This is a genomic window from Sutcliffiella sp. FSL R7-0096 (assembly GCF_038595065.1).
Classification (GTDB): domain Bacteria; phylum Bacillota; class Bacilli; order Bacillales; family Bacillaceae_I; genus Sutcliffiella_A.
This window is the reverse complement of sequence record NZ_CP152003.1, coordinates 4,701,428-4,713,624: the sequence shown is the minus strand read 5'-3', so window position 1 is coordinate 4,713,624 and position 12,197 is coordinate 4,701,428. Positions and strand designations below refer to the sequence as shown.

At 44.7% G+C, this 12,197-nt stretch carries 15 protein-coding genes; 11 read left to right on the top strand and 4 right to left on the bottom strand.

Annotated elements, in window-relative coordinates; genetic code table 11:
- Nucleotides 1-95 precede the first annotated feature (95 nt).
- From MKY77_RS24075 to MKY77_RS24055, 5 genes are all read left to right on the top strand, one after another.
- Complete coding sequence (locus tag MKY77_RS24075) at nucleotides 96-278, top strand: hypothetical protein (protein ID WP_342515549.1); 183 nt, start codon at nucleotides 96-98, stop codon at nucleotides 276-278.
- Between the two features lie 14 nt (nucleotides 279-292).
- Nucleotides 293-814 carry a DUF420 domain-containing protein gene (locus tag MKY77_RS24070; RefSeq protein ID WP_339148113.1) on the top strand — a complete coding sequence of 174 codons (522 nt, stop codon included), beginning with the start codon at nucleotides 293-295 and terminating at the stop codon, nucleotides 812-814.
- A 227-nt stretch (nucleotides 815-1,041) separates the two neighbouring features.
- Entirely contained in the window at nucleotides 1,042-1,383 is a 342-nt protein-coding gene (locus MKY77_RS24065) for a YwdI family protein (protein ID WP_339148112.1), read from the top strand.
- Between the two features lie 128 nt (nucleotides 1,384-1,511).
- Nucleotides 1,512-1,811, top strand: coding sequence for a hypothetical protein (locus tag MKY77_RS24060; RefSeq protein ID WP_339148111.1), 300 nt, complete (start codon nucleotides 1,512-1,514; stop codon nucleotides 1,809-1,811).
- Nucleotides 1,812-1,981: 170 nt separating this feature from the next.
- Nucleotides 1,982-2,350, top strand: coding sequence for a DUF423 domain-containing protein (locus MKY77_RS24055; RefSeq protein WP_339148110.1), 369 nt, complete (start codon nucleotides 1,982-1,984; stop codon nucleotides 2,348-2,350).
- A 139-nt stretch (nucleotides 2,351-2,489) separates the two neighbouring features.
- On the opposite strand, the gene gerQ is transcribed toward MKY77_RS24055, so the two are convergent.
- The gene (gerQ, locus tag MKY77_RS24050; protein ID WP_339148109.1) at nucleotides 2,490-3,020 is read right to left on the bottom strand and encodes a spore coat protein GerQ; all 531 of its coding nucleotides are present in this window, start codon (nucleotides 3,018-3,020) and stop codon (nucleotides 2,490-2,492) included.
- A gap of 277 nt (nucleotides 3,021-3,297) precedes the next feature.
- Nucleotides 3,298-4,041 carry a hydrogen peroxide-dependent heme synthase gene (gene hemQ, locus MKY77_RS24045; protein ID WP_339148108.1) on the bottom strand — a complete coding sequence of 248 codons (744 nt, stop codon included), beginning with the start codon at nucleotides 4,039-4,041 and terminating at the stop codon, nucleotides 3,298-3,300.
- A gap of 278 nt (nucleotides 4,042-4,319) precedes the next feature.
- Between hemQ and pta the strand changes: the two genes are divergently transcribed.
- Both pta and MKY77_RS24035 read left to right on the top strand, forming a co-directional pair.
- On the top strand, nucleotides 4,320-5,294 hold the full coding sequence (gene pta, locus MKY77_RS24040; RefSeq protein WP_339148107.1) for a phosphate acetyltransferase: 975 nt from the start codon (nucleotides 4,320-4,322) through the stop codon (nucleotides 5,292-5,294).
- A 410-nt stretch (nucleotides 5,295-5,704) separates the two neighbouring features.
- Nucleotides 5,705-6,571, top strand: a complete 867-nt coding sequence (locus MKY77_RS24035) for a biotin/lipoate A/B protein ligase family protein (protein WP_339148106.1) — start codon at nucleotides 5,705-5,707, stop codon at nucleotides 6,569-6,571.
- Between the two features lie 56 nt (nucleotides 6,572-6,627).
- On the opposite strand, the gene MKY77_RS24030 is transcribed toward MKY77_RS24035, so the two are convergent.
- Nucleotides 6,628-7,407 (bottom strand): RsfA family transcriptional regulator, encoded by a 780-nt coding sequence (locus MKY77_RS24030; protein ID WP_339148105.1) that lies wholly within the window; start codon nucleotides 7,405-7,407, stop codon nucleotides 6,628-6,630.
- Nucleotides 7,408-7,832: 425 nt separating this feature from the next.
- Here MKY77_RS24030 and MKY77_RS24025 point away from each other — a divergent pair, with 425 nt between their 5' ends.
- The 4 genes from MKY77_RS24025 (at nucleotide 7,833) to MKY77_RS24010 (ending at nucleotide 11,836) form a co-directional block, all read left to right on the top strand.
- Complete coding sequence (locus tag MKY77_RS24025; protein WP_339148104.1) at nucleotides 7,833-8,057, top strand: DUF1450 domain-containing protein; 225 nt, start codon at nucleotides 7,833-7,835, stop codon at nucleotides 8,055-8,057.
- 357 nt (nucleotides 8,058-8,414) lie between these two features.
- A complete protein-coding gene (locus MKY77_RS24020) occupies nucleotides 8,415-9,713 on the top strand; it encodes an HD domain-containing protein (protein WP_339148103.1) in 1,299 nt (432 codons plus the stop codon).
- Between the two features lie 30 nt (nucleotides 9,714-9,743).
- Nucleotides 9,744-10,250 carry a YwgA family protein gene (locus MKY77_RS24015; RefSeq protein WP_339148102.1) on the top strand — a complete coding sequence of 169 codons (507 nt, stop codon included), beginning with the start codon at nucleotides 9,744-9,746 and terminating at the stop codon, nucleotides 10,248-10,250.
- Between the two features lie 305 nt (nucleotides 10,251-10,555).
- Complete coding sequence (locus MKY77_RS24010) at nucleotides 10,556-11,836, top strand: DUF2254 domain-containing protein (protein WP_339148101.1); 1,281 nt, start codon at nucleotides 10,556-10,558, stop codon at nucleotides 11,834-11,836.
- Nucleotides 11,837-11,999: 163 nt separating this feature from the next.
- Here the strand turns inward: MKY77_RS24010 and MKY77_RS24005 are convergent, their stop codons facing one another.
- Entirely contained in the window at nucleotides 12,000-12,185 is a 186-nt protein-coding gene (locus MKY77_RS24005; RefSeq protein ID WP_339148100.1) for a 2-hydroxymuconate tautomerase, read from the bottom strand.
- Nucleotides 12,186-12,197 lie beyond the last annotated feature (12 nt).

Sequence of the window (12,197 nt, the reverse complement as noted above, 5' to 3'; positions counted from 1 at the left end):
ATATTTTATGGGAAGTTGGAAAATGGTAGAATGAAGGATGGACAAAGCGTGGGCTGAAAGAAAGGGTGGGTAGCATGGCCAAACGGATAAATTGCTTGAAATGCAAGCATTACTATGTCACATGGGATGCAAATTTTCCCAAAGGTTGCCGGGCATTCGGTTTCAAGACGAACCAAGTCCCGTCCGTTGCCGTACTTCGCTCCTCCGGAAGCCCGTGCTTGAAATTCGAGTCAAAAGATGCACCAATAAAACCCGGCCAGAACGGGTACTATGTGTAAAAGGAGATTACTTAATGAAAAAGATAAATTTCTTGCCTTGGATCATTGGCATATCCATTGCAGTAAATGCTGTGGTGGTCGTGTTGTTCTTCCTACCTCAGTATGAAGGATTGGCTCATGTGGATTTGACCTTCTTACCGATGATGAATGCCATATTCAACAGCTTCACCTTCCTATTTTTAGTATGTGCACTCATTGCGATCAAGAAGAAAAATATCACTGTCCACCGCCGTTTCATTCTAGCGGCATTCTCGTCCACGACCTTATTTTTGGTTACATATGTGACGTATCATTCCCTGACAGAATCCACGCCATTCGGAGGGGAAGGAATCATCCGATCTATCTACTTCTTCATCTTGCTGACGCATATCGTGTTGGCGGTCGTGATTGTACCACTGGCGTTGTATTCTTTGGCCACAGGCCTTAGCATGCAAAAGGAACGCCACCGCAAAATCGCTCGCTGGACAATGCCATTATGGTTATATGTGAGCTTGACCGGTGTAATTGTGTATTTGATGATATCGCCGTACTACTAATGTCGAGAGTATGTTGAAAAGGGTTTGTTAAAGTTAGTTGTTGATTATGACCCGTTTCTAGCTGGTGATTGGAGCAAATGGCGTAGACTCCAACGGGAGAGTAGGGACAATCTTGAGACCCCTCAAGTGTTGCGAGGAGGCTCAAGGTCGCCCGGCGGAAAGCGAAGCCTATTGAGGAAATCAACAGCGACGGTTAACAGAGCTATTGAAAAAAGGAGGGATGAAAGATGAGCATAACACTGGATAAGGTTCTCGCACGCCTGGAGTCCGAGCTTGAGCGGGCGATGGACACGGGAAATGTGCAAAAAAAGCGGGAGCATCTTGCTGCGATGAAATCCTTGTGTGAGCTGGCTTTGGAGACAGAAGTGGAAGAAGGCTCCTCGTATACGAGAACGGCAGGATTGCCAACAACAGCACCCAGCCCCCAACCGAGCCAACAAGCACCATCATCCTTTAAGCAAGCAGCACCAATCTACACACCACCAACCCAAGCGCCACCAATCGCAAACATCCCGTCCAAACCAATCAAAGAAGACGACGCGAATGGCGATTCGTTGTTTGATTTTTAATAAAAGGGGTCAGATCCCTTTTATCTCTCTAATGAGTGAAAGTGCGTTGGCCACCACAACTTACCATACTAAAAACGGCATTGTAACTTAAACTATAAACACCCCAGTAAGTAATGGAGGTGTTTTACATGCCTGGTGGTACAGACGGATCGATGTATGGTTTAATGGCGGCGTTCGTAAGCACTAATTTTGATACGTCGACAAAACTAGCCCACGATCGTTATGAAGTGTATGTAAATGGTGACTTTGTTGGGCAGAAGAACTTGCTCTCCACTAGAGAAGACGTCACAAGTGTCAATGAATTCTTGCATTCACATGGATATTACGACTTTTTGTCTAACATAGATGGTGATCATTATCATATACAAACGGAAAAAAAAGAACGCGAGCTAAAACAGGCTCTACAGATTTATCTTCATTCAAGATAACCGATAAAGAAGGGACGGTCCTTGCGCTTCATATAAGCGTAAGAGCGTCCCTTTATTAATGGAATCAATAGTGTCTTGCTTGGTCCAGAAGAGCCAATACTATATAATTCATTAAAGGAATATCTCCTATCTCTTATTGAACTGGATGGAAAGAAAGGTGGAAAATAATCATGAATTTATTTATCATCCTCGCAGCAATAAACGGATTTCTTGCAGTCGCACTAGGTGCATTTGGAGCTCACGGCCTAGAAGGAAAAGTGTCCGAAAGAATGATTGAAATTTGGAAAACCGGCGTAACCTATCAGATGTTCCATGCAGGTGGTCTCTTCGTTGTTGCACTATTGATGGAACGCTTCAGCAGTACAGGACTATTAAACGCAGCAGGCTGGTCATTCCTGATCGGAATCATCCTATTCTCCGGAAGCCTATACATCCTCACCCTCTCCGGCATCAAAATACTCGGAGCCATCACACCACTCGGAGGCGTAGCCTTCCTCATCGGCTGGGTACTCATCATCGTGGCGGCAGTGAAAGGGTAAAAAAGGTATAAAGGGGATCTGACCCGCTGTACATTAATGCGTTAACAAAGTAAAAGGGGTCTGACCCGCTGTGCGTTAATGCGTTAACACAGCGTAGTCAGACCCTTAATTTTTGTGTATTCAACTTTACTTTTCTGGGCTATCTTGGTTGGAATTGGCTGAGGCCTTGGGTGCCGCCAAACGGGTATTCATAGTCGAGCTCTTCGTCGAATGTGATGTAGTCAAGGTAGACCATGAGAAGCAGGTAGCGTTTGCCGGTTTGCGGATCGCTCAGGATGATGTGATCCCGTCCTGCGGCCTCAATGATTCCCTTAAATATTTTGGCGTTCCACTCCCGGTTGTTCTCAAATGTCATGTATACGGTTGCCAGCTTGCCTCGATTTAAACGGAGTATATTTTCAATATAGGATTGCTCCAGTGGAAGCATGCCCGGTACTTCAGGAACGGGTTGCTGAGGGCCAGTTATAAACTGAGTAGGATAAGAAGGTATGCCTGTTTGCTGACCTGCAACTTGCTGCTGTTGAGGTTGTTGTTGCACCTGTTGCATCGGATAACCGCCACCACCACCGTACCACTGCTGTCCATAGTTTCTGTAATAGGATGAGTAAGGATCTGCTCCGTACCCCGCAGAAAAAGGGGCACCTGCTGCCTGTGAAAACTGATGATTCATCTGTCATTCCCTCCTCAAAAACTTTTATCTGCTTTGTTGTGAGAAATAACTCCCATTTCCAAACCGCAAACTCCTATTTGTATTGGGTTGGAAGGGGGCTAAGATTCAAATAATTAATTCACACTACTTGATTGTATGAAAATTGAAGAAGGAATATGACAGGGGGTAATGGAGTAGGGAGCTATTAAACGTCAAAAGCCTTTTACAAAAAAACGCCAAGTCACCAAACTGGTAATCCAGCCGGTCGACTTGACGTAAAACTTACACAGTCTGTATTTTATACATGCAAGAAAGAGTAAACGTGATCCTCTTCCAACAGATTCCCTACATAGAACGCACCGAATTCACCAAAACGTGCACTCACTTCATCAAAGCGCATTTCATACACAAGCTTCTTGAACTGAAGCGCTTCGTCCGCAAATAATGTAACGCCCCACTCGTAATCGTCGAAACCGACGGAACCAGTGATGACCTGCTTCACTTTTCCTGCATATTGACGGCCTATCATGCCGTGGCTTCGCATCATGCGGCGACGGTCTTCCATCGGTAGCATGTACCAATTATCTTCCCCGTTACGACGCTTGTCCATCGGATAGAAGCAGACATGCTTCGCTTTCGGCAATTCCGGGTATAGTCTAGCAAGGATTTGTGGGTTTTGATAAGGATCCTCGCCTTCCGGTAAGTAGTTGCTAAGCTCTACAATCGACACATAAGAGTGCACAGGGATAGTGTATTGAGCTAAAGTGGTTTTATTAAATTCGTTTTCGATTGCATTTAATTCTTCCAATGTTGGACGAAGGATCATCATCATGAAGTCCGCTTTTTGACCCACTATCGAGTACAATGCGTGGCTTCCGTTCTTTTCTAACTGTACTGTGTTCCATTTCTCCACAAGGCCAAGAAATTCATTAATAGCCGTTTGGCGTTCTTCGCTAGAAAGCGTCTTCCAAAGGGCCCAATCTACTGTACGAAAATCATGGAGGCAATACCAGCCATCCAATGTTTGAGCTGCTTCACTCATTACAATCACTCCTTATAAAGATTGTCTATGTATCCTTCCTTACTATATCACAGTTTTGCCATGACTTCCTGTAAGTAAAACTCCTAAATTGTGAAAGCTTCATGAATAGGAAAGGTCAGCACAGATACAATAGTAGGGCATAGTAGGAGCAGTTTTTTTAGAAAATAAAGACTTTTTTCTGTAAGCGATAACAACAGACGGTAACGGTTGCTTTTCCATTTTGAAGGAGTATCCTAAACTGTAGAAGCGAAAATAAAGCGGATTAAGGAGTGACCTTTGTGAGTGATTTATTTCAAACATTAAAAGACAAAGTAGCAGGAAAAGATATCAAGATTGTATTCCCGGAAGGTAATGACGAGCGTGTATTAACAGCTGTCGCAAGACTGGCTGCGGAGAACATGGTACAGCCGATCGTAGTTGGTGATCTAGACGAGATCAACGGACTTGCTTCCGAGTTGAAATTAACGTTAGATGGCGTAGAAATTTATGATCCAAAAACATATGAAAACATGGACGAGCTTGTAACTTCTTTCGTCGAGCGTCGTAAAGGAAAGGCGACAGAAGAGGATGCACGCAAGATCCTGTTGAACCCTAATTACTTCGGCACAATGCTTGTACACGTGGACCGTGCGCAAGGACTTGTAAGTGGAGCGGCACACTCCACAGCTGACACCGTGCGTCCGGCCCTACAAATCATCAAAACAAAAGAAGGCGTACGAAAGACTTCCGGTGTTTTCATAATGGTTCGCAACGACGAGAAATATGTTTTTGCGGATTGCGCGATTAATATTTCCCCAGATAGCAACGACCTTGCAGAAATCGCAGTCGAAAGTGCTGCTACAGCAAAAATGTTCGGGATCGAGCCGAAAGTAGCGATGCTAAGCTTCTCTACAAAAGGATCTGCGAAATCTCCTGAAACGGAGCGTGTGGTAGAAGCGGCGCGCATCGCTTCAGAACGCTCGCCAGAACTTGTAGTGGACGGAGAATTCCAATTTGACGCGGCATTCGTACCATCTGTAGCGGAAAAGAAAGCGCCAGGCTCTAAAATCCAAGGGGACGCAAACGTATTCGTATTCCCAAGCCTAGAAGCAGGAAACATCGGGTACAAAATTGCCCAGCGCCTAGGAAACTTCGAAGCAGTAGGACCGATCCTGCAAGGACTCAACAAACCAGTAAACGACCTGTCCCGCGGTTGCAGTGTAGAAGACGTCTACAAACTGGCACTGATCACAGCAGGACAAGCGGTGAACTAACACCTGATCCACTCACCATAACAGCAAAAAGAACCATACAAATTCATCAAAAAAGAGGTATGTGCCAACCAAAGCACATACCTCTTTTAAGTAAGCTCTTTTCTCAAAGATTGTTGTTATTTTCTAGTAAAAAGTCGGCAATTGGACTTTTTACTGCTTTCATACTCTATAGGGTGCAAGTAGTTTCTTAAGTTCGGCAGGGAAAAGAGCACGACAGTAAGGAAAATAACGGTTGATGTATCCATACGAAAAAGCAACAAAGTTTACGAGAAGAACCTTTAAGTATTCGACGTCGAAAGGGAAATTCCTTTGGGGGTCTGACCCCCAAAGGCTACTTTCTTTCTCCAAAAGCATGTATTATAATGCTAAAGGAATCATAAGTACGGAAGTAAAGAGGAGCAAAAAGGATTATGGTAGAACCAACAGAACCAACTTACGAGCTGGCGTTGCAGCTGTTGAAGCAGCCGAGCTGGCGAATTATAGATCAATCATCTTTGGGGGCAACCTTTCACGCATTGCAATCATTTGCGATGGATGACACACTATGCACCGCTGTTGGCAAAGGCCACAGTGAAGCAACATGCCGGACGTGGGTGCACCATAACACGGTTGTATTGGGTATTCAAGACACCCGCCTTCCTCATCTACAAGCAGGGATCGACTATTTAAACAGTCAAGGCTATGAAGTGATTGTCAGAAACTCAGGTGGACTGGCCGTCGTCTTGGACAAGGGCGTCCTGAACATTACCCTTGTTTTTCCGGAAGGGGAGAAGTCGATCGACATCAACCGAGGCTATGATGCAATGTGGGAGCTTACAAAACATATGTTCAGAGATATGCCGCATAACATGGAAGCGAAGGAAATTGTCGGTTCCTATTGCCCTGGCAGCTATGACCTTAGTATAGAAGATAAAAAATTTGCAGGTATTTCTCAACGCCGGATTCGTGGAGGGGTGGCTGTGCAAATTTATCTGTGCATCGATGGCAGTGGATCCAAACGTGCCGAAATGATCGGCGAATTCTATAGACGTTCCCTTAAAGGGGAGCAAACTAAGTTTGCCTTCCCGACCATTGTGCCAAATGTGATGGCTTCCCTAACAGAGCTGACAGGCCAGAACCTAACTGTGCCAGATGTGATGTTGCGTCTCCTGACTTCACTGAAGGAAATAAGCGGTACCATCTTCTCCAACACCCTGCAAGGACAGGAAATGAACTTGTACGAGCAATACTACGATAGAATCGTGGAACGGAACGAAAAAGTACTAGGAAAAAAATAAAAGGTGCCTGACCCCACTTTAACGCATTAACGTAAGTGGGGTCAGACCCCTTATCTCTATTCCGCCAGTTTCTCCAGATTACCATTACGGTCCATCATAAACTTGGATGGCACGTGTTCTTCTTCATCGAATAAGACGAGTTTGCGGGCGCGGTTCATGATTTTCATGAGTGTTTCGTAGTCTTCCTGGACGGTGACTTGTTCGTCTTGTAGCTTTTGGACCCGTTTCTCCAGTTCGCTGTTCGCACGCGCGAGTTCGTCATTTTCTTTTACTAATCTCTCATTTTCCTGTTGTAGAGCACTAGTATGGACGTTTGAGTGTTTCATGGTTTGTAAGAAAATTATCACCTGATCCATGGAAAGGGACGAGCCATTTCCACCGCCATAGCCCAGGTAGGAAGGCTGTGACTTCATCTCGGCTGCTCTTCTTTCCACCCTTGTTTGAGGGGCTGTCGCAGGCTGCTGGGACGGTTGTGGTGCATATGTTTCAAATGGCTCAAACGTTTCCTTCGGCTTTTCCTCCATCTGCTCCAACACAAACGGCAGTTCCTCATTCACCACCGTCTCAGGTGGCGTGTACAATAGCTTTTTCGTTGGCTGCCCGAGGGCACGCTGGCGTTGCTTTCGTTGCTTTTTCGCAAGCTGTAGCGCCTTTTCATAGTCATGGCGTACAACTGCGTTCCAGCGGAATCCACATGCAGCGGACGTACGGTTCAGTTTGTCGCCGACCTCCTCAAAGGCATTAAGCTGTGTGCTTCCTTCACGGACATGGCGCAGGACGGTTTCTGCCAACAACAAATCATTCTCTTCGGACCAAGCATCTTGACGATCTTTCATATATAATCCAACTCCCTTATCTAATCATCGTTCTGTCTATATTTTTGACGGAGAAAAAAATATTTATACATATTCATAGAAAAAATTACTAGATTGTTATCTGTCGGCATTTCGCCAAAAATCTCATAGAAACGAACTTGCATTGTCCATGGATTCCCTGTAAAATACCTTTTAGCTAACGAACGATAAAGTGATTCCAATCACTTTTTGAACAAGAAGGGCTATTTTCGAATTTTGTTGCTCCTACGTAAATGAAGGTAAACCGCACCTATACATTGCCGTCGTGCCCTTTTCTTTCATTGACAGAAAAGGCACTTGCAATGTTGTTTATATAAGTTCGTAAAAAGTCCAAAAAGCCGACTTTTTACATGTGAATAGCAACATAGCTTCAGAAAAGAGCCTAATAGAAAGGGCTGTGTAGAACCATGGCAAATGAGTTTCGCATTTGTGATGACTGCGACGCAACCAACGTGAAAACCCTCCTTCCTAAACTGAAAAAAGTGGATGACGGGGCATGTGTGGAAGTGGGCTGTCAATCCTACTGCGGGCCGGGAAGAAAAAAGTCGTTTGCATTCGTGAACAACCGTCCGGTATCCGCGCCAACCGAAGATGAACTGATCGAGAAAATTATGAAGAAACTAAAGAAATAAAAAATCGCCTCTGTATTCCTGCATAGGTGATTTTTTATTCGCCATTTCTTGAAAAACCAAGACTAAGTGGCTAAAAAGTAGGGTAAACCTTAAGAGATTGTAATGTAGCAAATGATAAAAAGCTTCCCCTATTAGTCGAAGTGCAGGGAGTTTGACTCCGGCTGGAGGTAGCGGTAGCTTGAGACCCCACAGGCGATGCCAAGGAGGCTCAAGTATCGCCCTTAGGATAAGCGAACACCGGGAACGAAGACTAACAGGTGTTAACCCAAACCCCATACAATCCATCCTTTTCTTGTAAAATATTTACGATATAATAGAGTTAGATAATATTATGCCGAAAATAAAGAGGTCAATGAAATGAGTTATGCAACCGAAAAACTGAGTGAAGAAAAGGTGTTTAAGGACCCCGTGCACAGATATGTCCATGTACGGGACAGGGTCGTTTGGGATTTGATCGGAACAAGGGAATTTCAGCGTTTGCGCAGGATCCGCCAGCTAGGAACCACCTATTTGACGTTCCATGGTGCCGAGCATAGTCGCCTCAACCACTCTTTGGGTGTGTATGAGATTGTTCGCCGCATCATCGATGATGGATTTGAGGGAAGACAAGACTGGAATCCGGATGATCGCCTGTTATGTCTGTGTGCGGCCTTGCTGCATGACTTGGGGCATGGTCCGTTTTCGCACTCCTTTGAAAAAGTATTCCATTTAGATCATGAGGACTTTACCCAAGCGATTATCCTTGGGGACACAGAAGTGAATGCCGTTCTTAAAAAAGTCCATAAGGATTTTCCGAAGGACGTGGCTGAAGTCATCGCAAAAACATATAAAAATAAATTGGTAGTCAGCATGATTTCCAGTCAGATTGATGCCGATAGGATGGACTATCTGCAGCGTGACGCTTATTTTACAGGTGTCAGCTACGGGCATTTCGATATGGAGCGTATCCTTCGTGTCATGCGCCCTCGGGAAGATCAGGTTGTTATCAAATCGAGCGGGATGCATGCGGTGGAAGACTATATCATGAGCCGCTACCAAATGTATTGGCAGGTTTATTTTCACCCCGTCACACGAAGTGCGGAAGTGATATTGACCAAGATCCTGCATCGTGCCAAACAATTACACCAAGATAACTACACATTCAAATTTCATCCTGTTCACTTTTACTCCCTTTTTGAGGAAGAAATTTCAGTTGAGGACTACATAAAGCTTGATGAAGCTGTGATTATGTATTATTTCCAATCCTGGCAGGAAGAAGAAGATTCGATATTAAGTGACTTATGTCGACGATTTATGAACAGGAATTTGTTTAAATACGTCGAATTTAATCCTAATAAGCAAATGATGGACTTGATGGAACTGACAAGTCTCTTTAAGAAAGCGGGCATCGACCCTGCATACTATCTAGTGGTGGACTCTTCCTCCGACCTGCCGTACGACTTTTATCGTCCGGGGGAAGAAGAGGAGCGCCTTCCGATTCACCTGCTTATGCCAAACGGGGATGTGCGTGAGCTATCAAGGGAATCTGAGATTGTGGATGCCATATCCGGCAAAAGAAGAACCGATCACAAGCTATATTTTCCACAAGACATGCTAGAAGATCTATCGTCTAAAAAAACGGTAAAGAGAAAAATCAGAGAGATACTAGGAATATAGGCAACGGATAAGGTTAGGAGATGAAAGGGTTTGTTGACAGATCACGCAAAATTAATGAAGGTGTTTGCATCGGCAGGAGAAGTCATCGGAAGAAAGAAACTACAGAAAATGGTGTATATCGCAAAAAAGCTGAACTACCCATTCTATGAAAAATACAATTTCCATTTCTATGGACCATATTCAGAAGAAGTGACACTAAGAGTAGAAGAACTCTGCAATCTAGGCTTCCTAAGCGAGCTCAAAGAGAACAAGGGTGGCTACTCCCAATATCGCTACTCCCTGACCGAAAATGGGGAAGAGTTCCTGACACATTATGACCTGGAAATGCCACACCTGAACGAATGCATGAGGCAGATGAACGAACAGAGCTCCCGCTTTTTAGAGCTTGTCTCCACTGTGCTGTTCTTTGAGAACCTGCCGCGGGAAGAGGTTAAGGAAAAAGTATTCACCTTGAAAAGCAAGCAGCGCTACACAGAGGAAGAAGTGGACGAGGCATACGAGTACATCGAGAGCCTGCGTGCATGCATCACACAATAGCATGTGTAAAAGCCCAAGAGGATGGTTGGATCCTTTTGGGCTTTTTGTTTTGGTCACGAAGGTGCGGAATACATTGGTCAAATTGTACCATTGTCACAATAACCACTGGAAAAGTTACAATCCTCTTCAGAAATGTCACAATAACCTTTAAAAAAGTTACAATAACCGCTAAAAAAGTCACAATAACCTGAATTCCACCTAATTTTCTACAGTGGATCTGCCTTGGGCTAGATAAAAAGCTTAACCTCACCACAAAAAGGGAATGTTACCTACAAAAAGCTTACAAAAAGAGGAGCAACATTCATATGGAGAAATGGACCCTTAGAGCACGGAAGGAAATCTGGTTTGTTCCAAGCCTGTATGCACTGGCAAGCATCATCCTTACAGCCATTATCATTTCCATCGATACTGTTTTTGCCGATTCCGTACAAAACTACCTTCCCAAAATATTCTTCACCAATGTAGACCTTAGCACGACCATCCTAAGCTCGATTGCAACAGCCATCCTCACGATGACGACCATCTCGTTTTCCACCATCATGGTGGTGCTGACCACCTATTCGAGTCAGTTCTCCCCGAGGACACTGCAGGATTTCATGACAGAAAAGACCACTCTGCGCGTACTTGGTGTGTTTGTAGGTTCTTTTATCTACACGGTTTCATCCTTGCTATTCATGAAAGATTGGCTGGATGATCAGCGGGTGCTGGCATCTGGTGTCGGGGTTATCCTCGCTGTCATCTGTGTCGGGTATTTCGTTTTCTTTATCCACCATGTGGCAAGGTCCATCCAGGTCAGCAAGCTGATCGAGCGGCTCATGAAAGAAGGCTTGATTTCACTAAAAAAGAAAAAGCTCCTTTATAAAGCGGGAAAAATCACCTTTGAAACTTTGCAATCACCAACAGACTACAAAGAAACGTTAGAACTCCAGCCAAAAGCGACCGGGTATATCCAGGTTATCGATATGGTAGGACTTACCCAAAAGGCAAAAGAGCACGGATTTCACCTCGTATTGAAAAAACGAATCGGTGATTTTGTGACCGAACGCAGCACGATTGCCACGGTTTATTTTACAAAAAAGCCTTCCAAGGAGCTCGATGTGACCGCCTACATAGAAGTAGGGGAGGAGCGGACGCCGTTGCAGGATGCAGAATTTGCACTTCAAAAACTTGCGGAAGTGGCGTTGCGTGCGATATCCCCTGGGATCAACGACCCGAACACCGCCAACAACTGCATCCGTTATATGAGCAGGCTATTGATAGAGTTCGGTGAAGTGGATGCAGAGGCCATTTCCTATCTGGATGAAAACAAAGATCAACGAGTCACCATCCCGCAACGCACATTCCAAGAGATCCTTTACACCGCCTTTTACCAGATTCGCATCTATGGAGAAAGAGATATTTCGGTGGTGCTAACGATACTGGAGTGCCTGATCCTGACCGCGGAGGGTAGCGAAAAGGCGATCCGGAACAAAATAAAGAACATGCATGAGTTTCTAGTGGGGAGCATCAAAGATCAATACTTTGAGCCGCTTGATATAAAAAAGATTGAGGAGAAGAAGGCGGTTTTAGAAGAGTTGTTAAAATAATTTTAGACAAATAGCTGTTGATTGCAGCAGCAGGCATAGACCCCACAGGCTCATCAAGCGCCCCGTGGAAAGTGAAGCAACGATAATCAACAGCAGTTTTCATCAGCGATAAAATAGTAAAAGGGATTCGAACGCAGTCCGAATCCCTCTAAAGCCAGTTACTTTATTGGTCGCTCAAACGCTTCCCGCCGACAGCATAATGGCCTTTTGTCATCTCTTCAATAAACACAACAATCTTATCTTCCGGGGCACCGGTTGTCTCGCTGACAGCCGTTGTCACCTTTTCCACCAATGCCTTTTTCTGTTCCTCGCTGCGTCCTTCTAGCATTTTCACTGTTACATATGGCATCACATGCACGCT